Annotated in this window: 10 protein-coding genes and 3 pseudogenes; 2 read left to right on the forward strand and 11 right to left on the reverse strand. The window is 57.8% G+C overall.

Annotated elements, in window-relative coordinates:
* Positions 1-67 precede the first annotated feature (67 nt).
* From AABE10_RS29970 to AABE10_RS30010, 9 genes and pseudogenes are all read right to left on the reverse strand, one after another.
* On the reverse strand, positions 68-1,015 hold the full coding sequence (locus AABE10_RS29970) for a 3-keto-5-aminohexanoate cleavage protein (RefSeq protein WP_342936774.1): 948 nt from the start codon (positions 1,013-1,015) through the stop codon (positions 68-70).
* Between the two features lie 197 nt (positions 1,016-1,212).
* Entirely contained in the window at positions 1,213-3,375 is a 2,163-nt protein-coding gene (locus AABE10_RS29975; RefSeq protein WP_342936775.1) for a N,N-dimethylformamidase beta subunit family domain-containing protein, read from the reverse strand.
* A gap of 248 nt (positions 3,376-3,623) precedes the next feature.
* Positions 3,624-4,331: pseudogene (gene hisM / locus AABE10_RS29980) on the reverse strand (histidine ABC transporter permease HisM); the annotation flags it as partial.
* Positions 4,328-5,014, reverse strand: coding sequence for an ABC transporter permease subunit (locus AABE10_RS29985; RefSeq protein WP_342936776.1), 687 nt, complete (start codon positions 5,012-5,014; stop codon positions 4,328-4,330). The gene AABE10_RS29985 and the pseudogene hisM, both read right to left, overlap by 4 nt.
* Positions 5,015-5,060: 46 nt before the next feature.
* The gene (locus AABE10_RS29990) at positions 5,061-5,828 is read right to left on the reverse strand and encodes an ABC transporter ATP-binding protein (protein WP_342936777.1); all 768 of its coding nucleotides are present in this window, start codon (positions 5,826-5,828) and stop codon (positions 5,061-5,063) included.
* 184 nt (positions 5,829-6,012) lie between these two features.
* The gene (locus tag AABE10_RS29995) at positions 6,013-7,260 is read right to left on the reverse strand and encodes a Zn-dependent hydrolase (RefSeq protein WP_342936778.1); all 1,248 of its coding nucleotides are present in this window, start codon (positions 7,258-7,260) and stop codon (positions 6,013-6,015) included.
* Between the two features lie 87 nt (positions 7,261-7,347).
* On the reverse strand, positions 7,348-8,127 hold the full coding sequence (locus AABE10_RS30000; protein WP_342936779.1) for a transporter substrate-binding domain-containing protein: 780 nt from the start codon (positions 8,125-8,127) through the stop codon (positions 7,348-7,350).
* A 76-nt stretch (positions 8,128-8,203) separates the two neighbouring features.
* Positions 8,204-9,547: an aspartate aminotransferase family protein gene (locus AABE10_RS30005; RefSeq protein WP_342936780.1), complete on the reverse strand. Its 1,344-nt coding sequence runs from the start codon at positions 9,545-9,547 to the stop codon at positions 8,204-8,206.
* Positions 9,544-10,452, reverse strand: coding sequence for a dimethylarginine dimethylaminohydrolase family protein (locus AABE10_RS30010; protein WP_342936781.1), 909 nt, complete (start codon positions 10,450-10,452; stop codon positions 9,544-9,546). The genes AABE10_RS30005 and AABE10_RS30010 overlap by 4 nt, the downstream gene beginning before the upstream one ends.
* Before the next feature lie 438 nt (positions 10,453-10,890).
* Between AABE10_RS30010 and AABE10_RS30015 the strand changes: the two are divergent.
* Positions 10,891-11,378: pseudogene (locus tag AABE10_RS30015) on the forward strand (transposase); the annotation flags it as partial.
* A gap of 1,203 nt (positions 11,379-12,581) precedes the next feature.
* Here the strand turns inward: AABE10_RS30015 and AABE10_RS30020 are convergent.
* A pseudogene (locus tag AABE10_RS30020) lies at positions 12,582-12,859 on the reverse strand (HU family DNA-binding protein).
* A 913-nt stretch (positions 12,860-13,772) separates the two neighbouring features.
* On the opposite strand from AABE10_RS30020, the gene AABE10_RS30025 reads away from it, so the two are divergent.
* Positions 13,773-14,417, forward strand: coding sequence for a MarR family winged helix-turn-helix transcriptional regulator (locus AABE10_RS30025; RefSeq protein ID WP_342936798.1), 645 nt, complete (start codon positions 13,773-13,775; stop codon positions 14,415-14,417).
* 713 nt (positions 14,418-15,130) lie between these two features.
* Here the strand turns inward: AABE10_RS30025 and AABE10_RS30030 are convergent.
* On the reverse strand, positions 15,131-16,699 hold the full coding sequence (locus AABE10_RS30030; protein WP_342936782.1) for a transposase family protein: 1,569 nt from the start codon (positions 16,697-16,699) through the stop codon (positions 15,131-15,133).
* Between the last annotated feature and the right edge of the window lie 431 nt (positions 16,700-17,130).

Below are 17,130 nucleotides of genomic sequence, written 5' to 3' on the forward strand. Positions count from 1 at the left end.
GATTCACACATGGCCCCAACCAGCCAGGCTGGGGCCATGCGATTGCGCACCTTGCGGCCGTAGACGCTCAAAAACTTACCTGCCCCCTGCCCTTGAGCTCCAGGCGCGCTCGAACCTGGTCCGGGGTCGCTACTTCCTTACCGAGTTCTTCAATGATGCGTCGAATCTTGGACACCTGCTCCGCACTACTTTGCGCAAGTTTGCCGCGGCCTATTGTCAGGCTGTCCTCTAACCCTACACGAACATTGCCCCCGAGTAGCACGCCCATCGTTCCAAGCGGTATCTGGTGCCGACCGCCGGCAAGTACCGAGAATTCGTAGTCTCGCCCAAGAAGTCGATCCGCAGTTTGCTTCATATGGAGCAGTTGTTCCGGTGCGGCATCAATTCCGCCGAGAATGCCGAGCACAAACTGCAGGAAGATCGGACCGGTTAGCAGTCCGCGGGACCGGTAATGCGCGACAGTTTGAATATGCCCGACGTCATAACATTCAAGCTCAAAGCGAGCTCCTCGCTGAGTGCCAATGACGGACAGGATCTCCTCAATATCAGCGAATGTGTTCTTGAATATTGTCTGTCGTGACGCTTCAAGGAACGGCTTTTCCCAATCGAATTGCCACTCGTTGCGACGCTCGGCCAGCGGGAACATGCCAAAATTCATTGACCCCATGTTCAACGAGCACATCTCCGGATTAAGCTGGAGCGGTGCGGCGAGGCGTTCATCGATCGACATGGACGAACTGCCTCCAGTCGTCACGTTGATGACAGCGTCGGTGGCTGACGCTATTTGCTCGACGACACTGCGGAAAAGAACGGGGCTCGATGACGGCTGACCATTCAGGGGATCCCTGACATGAAGATGGATGATGGCCGCGCCAGCTTCCGCAGCCTGAATAGCATGCGCAGCAATGTCCTCGACCTTGTATGGCAGATATGGTGACAGTGACGGTGTATGAATAGATCCCGTGACTGCAGCGGTGATGATGGTAGGTCCCATATGCATTGGCTTGTCTGACATGCTTGCCTCTAATAGCGAAAAGACGATTAGTCGAGCGGCTGCTCCGCAAAACGCAGTGGATCCCTTGTGGGCGATGCCACGAACTGGAACCAGGCGTCAGCAGCAGCTACCGGCATTTGAGCCGGGAGCCACTGTGGTGAAAGAACGTCGTGCGGCCATCCCCGGATGGATGCGGTCGCCCGCTGAAACTTCCGGGACTAGGCGTCGCGCCGCGTCATGCGCATCGCGTAGTTCTTCATGATTTTTGCAACGTCGTTGCAGTACCTGTTGTGTGAAAGGCTGCCGCACCAGGTGATCGACCCCACCGAAAAGACGGATCCTCCCCAACCTGTCTCGTACCAGATCATCTCGGCCTTGATCAACGACGCAAGTGGGCCGTGATCGAGCGACTCGTCATGCGCGGTGAGTGCGTCGAGCGCGGCACCGAATGCCGATGAATGCCGTTCGGATGTCGCGAGGAGAGTGTATTGCTCTGGCGAACCCGCAATGGTTGAAGTCGAGTCGAGTTCAAACCCTGCTGCACCGCCCCCCGAGAGTCCGTAATCCCCGATGATTCCCGAAGAGACGCCATCAAGCAGCCAGCCTCCAGGCTGTTCACGCGCGTGATCGTGAACGCGATAGTACGAGCCTTCGAAAGGCCCCTGCGCCGAGAATCCAATACCAACCAGCCGCTGCGGAGGTCGGCCGCTGTCACGCCAAAGGCCTCCCAGTCGACCATCGAATGCGTTATGAAGTTCGCCCGGCAAACTGGTCCAGTTCCGGATCCCGTTGTTGCCACGGCGTAGCTCAAGCGCGCCGGGAAACAGTTCGGATAGGGCAATTTTCCAGTAGAACCCGTTGCCCCCAAGATAGGCAAGATTGCCTCCCTGCTTCAGGTATCCCTCAATGGCGTCGAGTGTGCGCTCAGTGTGGTACTCAGGATGGGTGCCTGTGAGGACCGCGCGATAAGGTTCGAGCATAGCCTGACCGTGACGCTCGAGGTCGTCGTCCGTCACGATGTCAAACCCGATACCCTCGTGTTCGAGCCAGTCCAGCAGATAGTGATCAGCAATGTAGTGTCTGCAGCCTGATCCGCGAGGTTCATTGAATGTCATGAAACCAGGGCGCATCGTCAGCATGGGCCGCAGACGGGTAGAAAAGGCGACGCCGCTGCCGTCAGCGTGCAGGTTGTAGGTTGATAATCCAACTTCCGGATGATCGTCCGGATTATGTGGATATGCTTGCCACGCATTCACCTTGGCGCGGAAATCTTCATCAAAGTTACCGCGCGCAAAGTTTGCGTAAGCCTGATAGGTGTACGTCGGTATGACGATCGCGAGTTCGTGGCCCGGCCGTCCGGGACGTGCGCTCACCCAGAATGGTAGCCAGTCGCGATCAACTCCCCGGTCGTCTGCAAGTGCCATCGCGTAAGAACCGGAAGGAAGGTCGTCAGGAACAGTGAAGGTAAAGGACGTTTCCCAATTGACGTCGTCAATATCTTCCTGATGAAAATGAATCGCCGCATACTCATCCGGCGCAGCACGCCAACAGAACTCGCGGCCGGTCCAATTCGAGGAGCGAACTGCGCGCGTAGGAAGATTAACGATCCGGCCGTGATGGGCACCCGGACCGCAGTCAAATACGTCTCCCGTATCAATTCCAAGCGCGAAATCCCATGCTGCGATCACCATCGAACCAGCGTGGATTCGCGGTGCTTCGATACGCCCATTGAAATGGAGCGTTGGCGCATCGGCGGAGAGAGCCGCGATTGCAACGGCAGGCGCGGGAGCGCTCCAACCACCGGTAGGCACGGTTGCAACTGTTTCCGAGCCGATGTAGCGCGAATCAATCGGCGTAAAAGACAGCTTCAGCTTTCGCGTCCTGGCGTCGAAACAGAGGGAAATACCCGCCCATCGGGCTCCCACCGGGCAATTCGCGCGCAGATTCACAGTTAAACCACTGTCGTTGGACCAGGTTGCAGTGGCCCCCTCGCCATCGATACCAATCTGCCATCCTTGTGCCTTGTTCGAGTCCCACTGCGACATAATGCACTGTGAGCCGTTCTTTGCTAACGTCGGCAACACCCGGACAGAAATTGACCAGTCATTGTCAGGGTTAGGCCACGGTACGCCAGGTACATGAATCCAGGAACCTCGATGAATCAACTGCTCGACCGATGGTGCGTTGGTCGAATAGATGTGGCCCAGGTCAACCATACGCAAGCCAGGCCCCGCAGGATTGACGTCTGCATGGATCACTCGAACAAGTCGCGCCGTGAAGGGGGACTCCAGGCGGCTGGATACCTTGAAGGCGATGGATTCGCCCGATACGGCCGAGAGTCGATCGCTGTAACCGACCAGGTCCATGGTAGTTTTCAACATTGCGGCAACTCCTTTGATTCAAACGCGCAAGGCAGACTGCCAATAAACGCGCCAGAAAACTCCGTCATCCATCGATTAATGATTCGCTTGACGATAAAGGTTTTACGGTCACACGAAACCATTCCCTATTCCGAATCGCGGCGGAGAGGCTTCAGAGGCCACCTTATCGGAAGCAGCGTCAGGAAATGTCCCATAAAGCGCTGACTGCGGCGTGTGGATAGACAATTCGTCACACGACCTGCACCGGTCGACCTTGGCGCGAGGAACGCCAGCCATTTTTTCTCGGCTTTCTTGAATGCACCGATCAGCAAAAATGATATCGATAGGTATATCAGCGCAGCGATCGTGAAGCTAGAGAACGTCATGTACGTCGCCGAGTTCATGTCTCGCACGACCTTCATGAGCTCCGGCACCGTCGCGGTGAAAGCAAGCGTCGTGGCATGCAACATAAGGATGATCTCATTGCTGTACATCGGCAATGCGCGGCGAAGCATAGCCGGGATTATCACGACACGGTAGATCGCGCCTGATGACATTCCAAAGGCTCTTGCGGCCTCTATCTCCCCATGAGGAATGGTCCGCATTGCGCCTGCGAATAGTTCCGTAGTGTAGGCTGAGGTACTCAGTGAAAATGCCAAAACTGTGCAGTTCATACCACTTCTGAAGAAAGCACTCAGAATGTCGCTTGCCCTCACAAATTCGAGGCCATATATTCCAGTGTAGATCAACAGCAACTGCACATAGAGTGGCGTCCCGCGGATCGCGAATGTGTATGCCTTTACCGTCCCGGAAACATATCGATTGGACGAATTTCGCGCAATGGAAAGAGGCACCGCAAGTACGAAACCAAACGCGACTGAAAGAACAAGCAACCATAGCGTCACTACCAGTCCGCTAAAGTGATCACCGTCGAAGACAAGTAGAGGTAGCCAATACTGTCGAAGTAAGTCAATCATCGTGAGGCGCCTCGAGCATGTCTGGAGTAGTGGCGCTGCAGCCGGTCAAGCGCGACTGTAGAAATCGCAGCCAGGACCAGATAGACACCGGCTGCAACCAGCATGAAGAAGAAACTGTTGAAGGTACTGCGTCCGGCATTCTGCGCAGCCTTGACAAGGTCTGATAGCCCGATAATCGATACCAGCGCTGTTGCCTTCACGATAACCTGCCAGTTGTTACTGATTCCAGGTAAAGCGTGCAACATAAGTTGCGGAAAGACGATCCGTTTAAATGCAGTCCAATAGGTCATCCCGTACGCCATCGCCGCCTCAATCTGCCCCCGGCTGATTGACAGATAGGCCCCTCGAAAAGTCTCGACGAAATATGCTCCGTACACCAGACCAATTGTCACGGAGCCCGCCCAGAACGGACTGATGTCAACCTGCGCTGCACCGAAGCGGTCGGTCGCCACGTTCAACGCGATTTGAATGCTGTAAAACGTCAGCAACATCAGTACAAGATCGGGGACCCCCCGGATGATCGTGGTGTAGCAGGTGGACAGGAAGAAGCTTAGCCGGTTTCCGGACAGCTTGGCCGTCGCGCCGAGGAGCCCGACGAGAAACGCCACGACAAGCGATAGCAGTGACAGTCTCAGCGTCTCCAGGGCGCCACAAAATATTTCTGTGCCATAACCGCTTAGCATGCCCTGCTCCTTCTGATCCAGGAATCGCCTTGTGATCCACATAGGTTCATTTGAGACTGCCCGAGAGGAAGCGCTGGAGTCGCGGACTTTGGGGGCGAACGAAGATCTCTTCGGGAGCGCCCTCCTCTTCGACTCGCCCTTGTTCAAGGAACATGACACGGCTTGACACCGACCTGGCAAATTCCATTTCATGTGTCACCAGGACCATCGTTCTCCCCTCTTCCGCTAGTCCCTGCATGACCCTGAGAACCCCGCCGACGAGTTCGGGATCGAGCGCCGACGTCGGTTCATCAAAGAGGAGGACGTCTGGTTCCATGGCAAGGGCACGCGCGATTGCAACCCGTTGTTGCTGCCCCCCGGACAAGTGCGATGGATACGCGTCGCAATGGGTCCGCGGCATGCCGACTTTCTCGAGATAGCGGAGCGCGCATTCGCGCGCTTCCGAACGGCTGACCTTTGCGACACGATGCGGAGCCTCCGTCACGTTTTCCAGCACCGTCATATGCGCCCAGAGATTGAAATGCTGAAAGACCATTCCGAGTCGAGCTCTCAATCGTTGCAGCTGCTTTTTGTCTCTGACGATGAGATCACCGCGGGCGTTGGGGAAGGTTTGGATCTCCTCATCGTGCAACTTGATGGTGCCTCCGCTGGGGCTCTCCAGGAAATTGATGCAACGGAGGAACGTGCTTTTGCCCGACCCAGAAGAGCCGATCAGGCTGATCACGTCTCCCGCGCGCGCCTCCATGGACACACCTTTGAGTACGGAATGTTCGCCAAAATTTTTCGTGATGTCGCGTATGCTTAATGTGTTCATAAAATACTCATCCTGTGTCTCAGCAGGAAGTCTGCGTCCAGGCAGGCAGTGCTCCGCCTCAGCACCCTCGCCTGTTGAGCGATGGATACTGACGCGGCCCCGCCTCTCGCAGATCATAAGGTTGGCACTATGGCCCATCTCCTGCCGCAGCGGCGCAAGCGGAGTGTGCCAGCATCGCCGGCGACTATGCGTCGTCAACTCCCGCTGCTTCGATAATCATCTGGAGCAAGACGTTGGCCCCTGCCTCCAGGTCCTTTGGAGATGCGTTCTCGATTTCGTTATGACTGATCCCGCCCTCGCAAGGAACGAAGATCATCGCGGTAGGTGCTACGCTGGCCAGATAAACCGCATCGTGTCCGGCACCACTAAGCAGATCCATCGACGGATAACCAAGATCTGCGCTTTTCCGCCTGACCGAATCCACAAGGAAGCTGTCGAAGGGCTGAGGAGGGAAATGAACGACCTGTTCGACTTCGACAGGCAATTCACATTCCGAGCATAGCTCTCGGAACTGCGTGTCCAGTAAGTCAAGGAGCTCGGCAGAATCGGCACGAAGGTCGACAGTCATTGCCACCTGGCCTGGAATGACGTTCCTTGAATTCGGGAACAGAGACATACAGCCGACAGTTCCCCGCGCGTTCGTGGAAGACCCGGTCGCGATCTGATTGACCCCTTTGACGAGGTCAGCCGCGACAAGCAAGGCATCCCGACGCAGATTCATTGGAGTTGGACCGGCGTGAGCTTCCTGCCCTTGAACCTTGACGTTGTACCATCGCTGACCCAGCGCTCCGGTGACGACACCGACCGTACAGGCCGCCGTTTCGAGAACCGGACCCTGCTCGATATGCGCCTCGAAATATGCTTTTGGCGAGTACGATGGCTCAATGCAACCTTGATAGCCAATAGACTTCAGTGCATCCTCGACTGATATCTGGTCCGAGTCTTCGCGAGAAAGCGCGTACTCGAGTGAAAAGGCCCCGCTTGCCACGCCGGATCCCATCATCACTGGAACAAACCGGGATCCCTCTTCATTCGTCCATACGACGACTTCCACTGGCGCAATGGTCCTTAGTCCGTGGTCGTTAAATGTTCGCAGCACTTCAAGACCTGCAAGAACGCCATAATTTCCGTCGAACTTCCCGCCAGTCGGTTGCGTGTCGATGTGACTTCCCGTCATTACCGGGGGCACTTCGGGGTTCGTTCCAGGGCGGCGAGCTACGATGTTTCCGATTTTGTCGATTCGTACAGTACAACCAAGTTCGGTTGCCCAACGGACAATCAGATCTCGGGCTTCCTTGTCCAGTTGTGTCAGGGCCAGTCGACAGACTCCGCCCTTCTCCGTTGCACCGATCTTCGCAAGGTCCATCAGACTGCGCCAAAGTCGGTGACCGTCAATTCTCAGATCAGACAGCGTCAGGATACTGTCGCTCACGTTGCACCTCTATCGCTATACATTTTCGATGCCTTCCGGTGTTTCCCGCTCTATTCAGCAGATGGAATTCTTTCTCAGTACAGGTAGTTATTTCGAGATGTCGAAGTCAACGTACTTGTGAGTGATGGTCGTGTACGTTCCATCGGACCGGATCTTTTGCAGCGCGTCGTTGATGGACTGCCTGAGACTGGGGTCGTCCTTGCGAAGGCCCATGGCGGTATAGTCAGCGATGCCGTTCACCACGATAGGTCCTCCGGCAAACTTGAACCCGCGACCCCGCTCGGTCTTGAGAAAGCCCACACCAGCCTGGATCTGCTCCACCAGAACGCCATCCAAACGGCCATTTACAAGGTCTGCGAGCGCCTGGTCCTGGTTGGCATACGGGACGACCGTCACGCCCGAATTAGCCCACTGCGCTTTTGCGATGGTCTCCTCTACGGAGCCCTGCAAGACACCGACGCTCTTGCCCCGCAGACTCTCAGCGATGGGTTGCAACGTGCTTGCCTTGGACACCAGGAGCCGGCTATGCGCGCTGTACAGCTTGTCGCTAAAGTCGATTTCCTTTTTTCGCTGCTCGGTTGCCATCATCCCCGAGAGAATCACATCGATTTTTCTCGCTTTCAGGCTGGGAATCAGACCGTCGAAATCCCCTTCGACCCATTCACATTTCGCGTGCAACTGGGCACACACCGCGTTCCCTAGATCAATATCGATGCCGACGAGCTTGCCGTCAGGCGACTTGGATTCGAAGGGCGGATAGTCGGGGGATGTGCCGAACCGAATCGTCGCGATGTCCTTGGAGAATGAAAGCGACGGCAGGACAATGAAACTAATGACGACAGCCAGCAAAACGTGAAGCTTTTTCATGATGTTCACCGATTTTGTTGAATACAGTCAGGGTCTGATGCGCGTGATTTCCAGTTTCGCGGGTCGTGTACAGATCTCACCTTCCGAGCTCAGTAAGAGCCTCACGGGACGATCTCGCGAACTTTTCGACGATCTCAGCAAGTTCGCTATCCGTAGCAATATAGGGCGGCGCAAGTATGACCGTGTCACCCAATACTCCGTCGACATTGCCGCCAGACGGGTAGCAGATTAGTCCGTTCGCGAGCGATCTCTGCCTGACCTTGAGATAGAGTTGCTTTTCGGCGGCGAACGGTGTCTTGCGCTCCCGGTCTTCCACAAATTCAACGCCCCAGAAAAAGCCGCGGCCGCGGATATCGCCGACGGCTCCGATGTCCGCCAACTCTGCTCTGAGCATCTCGCCGAACCGCCGCCCGGCGGTCTGGACGCGTTCGATCAGACGATCCCGCTTGATAATCTTCTGGACAGCGGCGCCAGCGGCGCACGCGGCCGTATGGCCACTGAAGGTGTGCCCCGTCATCGGGCCACCGTACGCGCCGTTGATAACTTCTGCGACCTTCTTCGTATAGACGGTCGCCCCCAGTGGAATATAACCTCCACCCAGTCCCTTCGCGATCGGCATGATGTCGGGGACCACGTCGTCGAATTCCAGTGCTCGCCAAGTTCCGCATCGGCCGGAGCCACACATCACCTCGTCTGCGATCATCAGCACCCCATGGCGGTCGCAGACTTCCCTGACGGCCTTGGCATAGCCCTTCGGCGCGGGAACGACGCCACCTGCAGCGCCGACCACGGGCTCAAATACGAACGCTGCAACGTTGTCGGCGCCGATGCGCAGAATTTCCTGTTCCAGTTCGTCGGCGCAGGCCCTGCCCAGTTCATCCGCGTGCACGTCATTGAGGGGCCGGTACTCGTTGGCCGGACTGATCAACGACGCGGGAATGAGAGCGCCCTCGAAGGGTGCCCTGCGTTCGAGAAAGCCGGATATGGAAAGGGCGCCAAGAGTGTTCCCGTGCCATGACCGCTGGCGCGAGATAAAGCGTCGACGGCTCGAGTTGCCAAGCGCGCTGTGATACTGCAAGGCGAGCTTCAATGCCGACTCGACCGCCTCCGACCCACCGGATACAAAGACCATTGACGTTAAGTCCGGTCCACACGCCTCCCGTACAAGCTCGGAAAGCTCTTCCAAGGGGTCGCTGGTGAACAGATACCGGTAGCCATGGGCGATCTGTCTGAGTTGCGCGGCGACGGCCTCGTTGACCTCTTCATTCCCGTGTCCAAGACTGTAGACGGCCGGTCCAGACGAGCCATCGATGTATTGCTTCCCGGTCGTGTCGAAGACATATACGCCTCGACCATACTGCACCTTCGGCAACTTCAGAGCGGCAATCGTAGTACCGCCCTTAAATTCGACTTTGCTCATTTCGCCCCCCCGACAAGGCTCCGGCGAAGCGGCATGGTCAGACAATGCGCAGCGCCGCCCTCAATGACAAATTGCTCGAGGTCAGGATCGAACACGTGAAAACCTTGTGCCCGCAAGGCAGCGTTGATTCGAGGATTTTGTTTTGAGGAAAGCACCCGATCGTCGCCAAGAGCGACGGCATTGGCACCCATGCTCATCACCTCGCGGTAGCCGACCTCGATCAGTTCATACCGTTCTCGCAGCCACGCGACGTCGTCCGGGTCGAGAATATCTGTGGCGCACAGCGCCACCTTGTCGTTGACAACACTGAACAGAACGTCGAGGTGCAGGAAGTACGCAGGTACCTTGATAAAACGAGTTTGCCAGCCCGCCTCGGCAAACCACGCTGCAACCTGTTGGGCAGCCGCGTACGTCGTCCGTACTTCGTTCACGCCGATGAGTACCTGACCCGGCGACAGGATCTGGACATCCCCGCCTTCGAGACTTCCAGCAGTCACCCGTTTCCACACCGGAATATCACACAAGGCGCAGAAATCGACGATCGGCCCCCATTCCCCCTGTCGCTCGGGTCTAGCCATCTGGCACAGAAGCAAGCCAAAGGGTGTCATCACGCTGCTGTCTCGCGTATAAGTTTGATAGAACAAGTGCGGGTCCTGCTCAAGAAGACGGCAGGTGACACCAGCTTCGGTGAGAGCAGCTCGCAACTCTCGATGCTGGCTCATCGCGGCGGCAACATCCGCGGTCTTCCCTGCGTCCAGCGAACCGATAACCATCGTGTTTGAACGCGCCCAGTCGTAGTACATTGCATCGCATACGAGCACCTCGGTGAGACGGCCATACTCGCTATCGAGGAATGCGCGCGCGTCGACGTGTTCTGCCACTTTTCCCGACGAGACTTTGTTCATGAAGAGTTTGTCCATTGTTTCGTTAAGCCAACATTTACCGGGACCGCGGATGCATCACGGCTTCGCCCTGAGGACGCCGCGGCCTGAGACTCACAATATTAATGATTATAATGATTTGCACACAAAGGGCTTGATAGTATTTTCCCTACCCCTCACGCTCATGAACAGAACTTCGGTTGCAAGCAGGAGACTGTGTCCGGTGCTTCAGAGGCAGGCGGGGTTCGGCCAGGTGGTGCGGTGATTGACCGATTTAAGCAAGAACAGCCGGTGGTGGCTCACGATTACCGTCAGTCCGGTCACTGCTGCCAACCGGTTGTCGCCGCGAATCCGAAGCCTCTAGTACAACATCCCGTAAATAGCTTTATTAAATTGTCCTGGCTATCATTTCGAGATGAGCCAAGGTCGTCATGCAACGCCAGTGAAGTTGTCGAAGAAAGCGTTCGACCGCACCGGGTCCAGCAATGGCTACACAGTCCCCACCCGGCCTTTCGCGAGAAGGGGTCAATGCGATTTGCAAGCTGTACCGCAAGGCGCCCAAAAATGCGGTGGTGCTCAACATCGACGAGAAGACGGGCATTCAAGCCATCGAGCGCAAGCACCCGGGGCGTGCGCCAGCACCGGGACGGCTGCGTCGTCGGGAGTTTGAATATATCCGGCACGGCACCCAGGCGCTGATTGCCGCGCTTGATGTGCATACCGGTCAGGTGCTGGCAGACTGCCGCGAGCGGCGCACCCGGGACGACCTAGTCGCCTTCATGGAGCGCGTGGCGGTTGCGCACCCGCGCAAACAGGTGCACGTGATTTGGGACAACCGCAATACGCATCGCGCTCAGGCCGTCGGGCAGGCGTTCAACCAGCGGCATGATCAGCGGTTTCACTTCCACTTCGCCCGTCACACAAGCCTACGGGCGGCACCTGCTGATCAAACGTCTCGATGATGAGGAACCGACTGTTGTGGCGCGCCTTATTGAGCTCCCCCGCAATCGTTATAGTGCCGCCTTTCGCAGCCACACCGGCCGATGGGAACCGCTGCCGGGCACAGGTTCGCTCGACGAGATGGCCGAGGTCGTCGTCACGCTCCTGCAGCCTTATTTGCAGCCGGATAATTATTAAAGCTATTTGAGGGATCTTGTACTAGGTGACCTAGCCGGATACGGCCGTACGCCTCGGCATCAACCTCACAAACCAGTGAATTTCGTTGCCCAGGCCGATACAGAACTCTACGGCGCTGGAAACTGGACTGACGGCGTACGAGCTGAACGATCAGGATGTCTGCGCGGTTTTGCTCCGATGTCCGCTCCGTTAAGCACCAGCACTTCCAGAAGCCCGCGGACAATCGCGGTAGGCGGCGGCTATGCACCTCCAAGGCGGTCGTAGCCGCACGCATCGTTGTGCTCGCACGACAGAGCGGGGCGTGTTTTAAGGTACGCGACGACGTTGCCAGTTCTCGCAGCGAGCGTTCGTGGCCCCATCCATCATTTGCGTCAGTGCCAGGGCGCTGACGTTGCTATGCTCGTACGCCTGTTCCCGAGTCAGCCAGCTCATAACGCCCCCTCGATAGCGCGAAGCTTCGCCAGCTCGTTCCTTTTTTGTTCGCGTCGAGCTTTGCCCCATCGCGGGAACCATACATTCTGACAATACCGATGCTGCGATTACACCGCATCCTTTCATCGAATCCTCCAAACCTAGTTACCATCTAATAGGAATTTTTCCTTTGTGCATTTTCTCTTACGCATTGCGTAGTACAACCAAGTAGCTAAGTGGAATCGTCTCCTTTCAATCGATTTACCATGACGGAGCGTTCACGTATGGCGAGAAGCGTGCCCGAGCACGCATTTATCGAACTGCACACTGGCGCGCGAATCGGAGGTCGGCCTCCTGACAAATAACGCGCATTGTGATCGCATCAGCCGGGCGGAAGCAGTTATCGCTTGCCACCGGTGTGCAATGGCGGATGCACTGATCTGAAGCAGCAACAGTCGTCGCGACATCCTCGGTGCAAGACGTTTTGCGAGCGTCTTTGAAAAAACCGCGTGCAGGCGCGGATCGACGCGGGTGCCGGGTCCGCCTTCATGCACACGCCTCGTACAGGACATCCACGATCTCCGGCGCGAGTTCAACGCGGGGCGTCAGGCTGCGTTCACCGCATCCTTGCACGCCTTCCCCGCCGTAGACTTCACGGTCTTCGCCGCGGCGATCGTGATGGTTTCACCCGTCGCCGGATTGCGGCCCGTGCGTTCCGAACGTGCGCCCGTCGAGAATGACCCGAAACCGACAAGCTGCACCGTATGACCACGCGTGACGGCCTGCGTAATCGATTCCAGCACGGCGTCGATGGCAGCGCCGTAGTCGCCTTGCTTTCGCCCGTGGCGCTCGCAACCGCATCAATCAGTTCCTGTTTGTTCATATTCGTCATCCTTGAGAGGCGTCCGGGTGTGGACATCACGGACACCTTATCGCATTTCGGTTTCGTCGCGCACGAACCGGCGACGGCGCGGGCGGGAGACGCCGAACGGTGCCGCGCCTTGCGTGCCGGCGGTTGGTGGCGAAGCTAAGGTAGTGGGAGCGAGGCGCAGATCGTTAGTTGCGTGAACGGTGCGGCGCTTTCGCCAATGAAGAACACACGAGGAATGGGTCACGAGATGCATCGCAGTACGCCGTTCGACCGTTCATTGACAAGGCGTGTTTGGCTGCAGCCGTTCGCTGCGGAACACAGCTGATCGAATGCCTCCGATGAATCTCAAGCGATGCATGCATGTGCATTCGCTAAAAAGTTCATGCTCTACAGACTTATGGCGGGAGACAGAACACACGCATCCGCGTCGTCAGCTCAGTCATGGGCGGAGTGTTCACTTCGTCCTCTTGGCGCGCAGGCAGCAATTGGTCAGCACGGTGTACCTGAGGCGATAACTGCGCCAACGGCCCCTGATGCGTGTCCACATCGATGCGCTGCGCACCGGACATGACGCTCACATGGCAAGATGCATCGATGATGCGAGCGCCTCCCCGCTTGTGTCTATAAACGTAGTAGTATTTAGCAATTGTGATTTTGCGTCACTCTCGCCGACGCTGGCGTTCGCGTATCTGCTCACGCGGTGAGGCGCACAATATCGGTCATAGCTTGCGGTTCTCACAGATTGCGAAATGAGAGTTGAGATGTTCCTGGCGTAGCTGGGCCGATTCACGACCATTTTTTGGGATAAGAGGGGTCGGCGTAGCGGATGTACGGGCTACGCAGGCTCCATAGACTGTCAGTGCGCCGTCATCGCATATCGGATGTGGACGTACCACGGCATGCTGTCGACCACGAACGGAAAACCATGAGCGAAAGTGTATATGGAGAGCAGGCAACCGGGCGGGTGACCCACAGCCTGTTGCGACTCAGCACGGCCATGCGGAGCCAGGCATGGGGGTGGGCGGAAGGCGCAGGTTTGACGCCGACGCAAGGCGAAATCCTCGTGCTGCTGATGCAGCGCAAGGGGCCGATGCGTCTGGGCGAAATCGCCCGCGAAACGGCGCTCACGGCCGCGACCACGAGCGATGCCGTGAGCACGCTGGAGACCAAGGGCCTGGTGGAAAAGCGCCGTGCGCTCGACGACGGCCGCGCGCTCGCCTTGCGCCTGACGGCAAAGGGACGCACCGCGGCCAGGCGCGCCACGCAATGGCCCGATTTCCTCGCGAAGGCCGTCGCCACACTGCGTGATGAAGAGCAGTCGCTCTTTTATCGCACGCTGCTGAAGACCGTACGCCAGCTGGAAGTGCAAGGCCATATTCCGCCGCACCGGATGTGTGTGACCTGCACGCATCTCGATCCGAGCAGAAACCCGAAAAAAACGCCGCATCACTGCATGCTGCTTGATCTGTCGATGGCCGACACGGATCTCCGCCTGGACTGCCCCGTGCACGAAACGGCCGACGCCGCCACGCAGAAAAAGACCTGGAAGATCTTCGCGCAGCAAGGCTGAGCCAGCGGAGGCGCGGCTCGACCGCCGGCGCCATGCACGCTGGCGGACGGCCGGTCTGTTTGCGCCCGGGATAGACATTGGTGGCTGGACGCTGGCGTCCGTCGCGTGATGGCGGCTGAAAACAACTGCCTCAGCGGCGCAGCGTGGAACGCCCGTCTGGGATTGTGCGTCGGAATAGGGTACCGACGGTTATGCTAGTCTGCATTCCTGATTAAAGTGATGTTGAGAATCATGATCTGCCGGCCCCTCACCCGGCTTGGGCGGACCTGTGCGCCTGCGCACAGTCGCGGGTTACAGGTTCTCCCGTCTCACGTCCACCTGTCTGAAACGGCTGTAGGGACATGCGAATCGCCACCAAGCGGAAGTCCTGCAGAAAAAATGCTTTTCCGCAGGCGGCACCACGAAGAAGCAGAGACCGGGTCGAGGACCGTGATCTGCCTTGGGCGTGTTGCCCTTCGTCCCCTTTGTTATTCCACGCCCTCGGCGAGACGATGCAGTCGGCGTTTTCCTGCGAGTCCTGGTCGCCGACACGGCAGAGGTGGATAAGCCGGTACAGAGCTTGATCAGATCGAATCGCGAGTTGAAGAGCGCGCTCCCGGATGCACCAGTCTCGCAGGACGTCACGCGTTACGAGATTTCAGCGAGGACCTTTGTGCCGACAGCGATGTAGATTGTCAATTACGATGGCCGCCGTGTTGCCTCACGGGATGATGTTACTCCCGGGTAATTGTCACTTTCCGGTTGTTTTGCGATGAAGGCTGGCGCTGCGTAGCGGCGCCAGCCTTCATCGCGTCGGCGTCGCCAAGTATCCTGGTCACCAGTTCCCTGGCGCGGTTCGATCGCCATGCCTTGACGCGACGCTGCAGGGTGCGTAGCTGGGCAGCAGAATACATCGCCGGTGCCATGGCGACGAGACGCTCATGTAGCTTCTTTGCCGTGATGCCGGGCTCGGATTCGAGCCATTGCTGTATTGTCGGCCAGGTGTGCTCGAACGGGTCTTCGCGGCTGCGCCAGGTATGGGGGACGCGCGCTTTTCGATGATGCGTGGGTCTTACCTCGCCGCCCTGCCACGCTGTCCCGAGACTCGCCAGGAAATCCGCGAGGGAAACGCGACCAGGTGTTTTCGCCTCCTTTGGCGCCGTGCCCGATTCGCTACATTGCGCGACGTGCTGCTGCGCTTCGCGCATTCGGCTCAGGAGGTCCAGCGGGTCGAGCGCACGAAACTGGGCACGTAGTCTGCGTTTGGTTGCTTCCGGCACCGACGTCGAGCGCAGGATGCGCTCAAGGGGCGTCAAGGGAGCTTCATAGCGCTTCGTGACTCTCGCGCCATGACGTGTCTTGGATTTCAGCTTGAATGAAGGCTGGAAGAAGTTGATGTACAGACGCGACACCGCGTAAAGGGTGGCAAGTGCTTCCGTGTCTTCAAGTCCACGTAACCTGCCATAGCCAACGAGGCGGCGCACGACTGATCCATTCTTTTGCTCGACCCAGGCCTGGTCATTTTTTTTGTATGCACGCGAGCGCGTCAGCTCGATACCCGTTGCCTTGCAGAAGTCAAAGACGGCCTCATTCATGAAGGCAGAATCGTTGTCACAATCGAGGCCGCGTAGCGGAAATGGCAAGGCAGGCCTAACGCGTTCGATGTGCTCGAGGACGAGCGCACCGCTTCGGTAAGGCATGGCCAGGCATTCGGTCCAGCCGGTCGCGATATCGGTCATCACGAAACTATGCACGAAGTCGCCGTCGATCTTGGTGCCACCGCAATGCTCGACGAAATCAACCTCGAGATAGCCGGGTAGCGGATTATTCCAGTCAGAGAAGGTCCGGATTGGCACCGCACGACGAATCGCATTGCCGATTCCGCCAGCGCGCCGGCGTTGACCCGCGAAAGCCTGTTCGCGCACGTCACGCAGCAGCCGGTCAATGGTGGCGGCGCTGATCTGGTTCAGCCGTTGGCGAACCTCCTTCGATAACCTCAGGTGACCATGCCGTGTCATCGAGTCGATCAGCGTTGGAATGAGCGCCTTCAGTCGCTTGCCGCAGATCCGGTCGGCAGCCTCCCACAGCGTGATCAGCGCGGCCCGTACCTCATCGTCATAGCGTCGCTGCGGACCGGGCTTCGCCCTTGAAGGCAGAGGCTCGCGACACAGCACACGGATCGCATGCTTACGGTGATACCCAGTTACCTGAACAAACTCGTCCAGTATCTCGCGCTTCTCGTTCCGGTCAGAACGGCGGTACCGCTCACCGACTGCCTCAGTCAATTCCCGTCGTGTTGTCATGCTGAGCCGCCTCGTCATAAGTCGTCCCCGCCAGCATTCTGACGGGTAACAAATTACATGAGGCAACCGCCACCGCTTGGTAGCAAAAATCTTGAGTCAATGCGCCGCCCAAGATAATTGTCGTTCTCTAAGCGATATCGTGCGTGTCGAAAGCGGGCCGAGGGCTGCGGCGGATCTGGGTGCCGATGGTCGAACAGGGACATGCGGATCAGCCTGCACATGTTCAGCCCGCGTCGCGTCACCTTTTTCAGATCAATGGAACGCAGCGGGTCTGCCGCCGCGCCCCGCCCTACCGTTGCGGTTACCGCACGTGTGAGGCTTGCCGGGTGGGTCCAGTCGGACGACTGCCCGAGCCCAGACGCTCGTTGTCGCTATCGACAGAGTGCGCGCATGTGGCAAAGCGGTCCATGAGTGCTGCGCGATGACATCGC

The sequence above is a fragment of the Paraburkholderia diazotrophica genome (genome assembly GCF_038900755.1).
In the GTDB taxonomy this organism is placed as follows: Bacteria; Pseudomonadota; Gammaproteobacteria; order Burkholderiales; family Burkholderiaceae; genus Paraburkholderia; species Paraburkholderia diazotrophica_A.

Bases quoted from the DNA above. Each gene is read 5' to 3' on its own strand.
- AABE10_RS29970 (WP_342936774.1), bottom strand. From the start codon at position 1,015: ATGTCAGACAAGCCAATGCATATGGGACCTACCATCATCACCGCTGCA.
- AABE10_RS29975 (WP_342936775.1), bottom strand. From the start codon at position 3,375: ATGTTGAAAACTACCATGGACCTGGTCGGTTACAGCGATCGACTCTCG.
- AABE10_RS29985 (WP_342936776.1), bottom strand. From the start codon at position 5,014: ATGCTAAGCGGTTATGGCACAGAAATATTTTGTGGCGCCCTGGAGACG.
- AABE10_RS29990 (WP_342936777.1), bottom strand. From the start codon at position 5,828: ATGAACACATTAAGCATACGCGACATCACGAAAAATTTTGGCGAACAT.
- AABE10_RS30000 (WP_342936779.1), bottom strand. From the start codon at position 8,127: ATGAAAAAGCTTCACGTTTTGCTGGCTGTCGTCATTAGTTTCATTGTC.
- AABE10_RS30005 (WP_342936780.1), bottom strand. From the start codon at position 9,547: ATGAGCAAAGTCGAATTTAAGGGCGGTACTACGATTGCCGCTCTGAAG.
- AABE10_RS30010 (WP_342936781.1), bottom strand. From the start codon at position 10,452: ATGAACAAAGTCTCGTCGGGAAAAGTGGCAGAACACGTCGACGCGCGC.
- AABE10_RS30025 (WP_342936798.1), top strand. From the start codon at position 13,773: ATGAGCGAAAGTGTATATGGAGAGCAGGCAACCGGGCGGGTGACCCAC.
- AABE10_RS30030 (WP_342936782.1), bottom strand. From the start codon at position 16,699: ATGACAACACGACGGGAATTGACTGAGGCAGTCGGTGAGCGGTACCGC.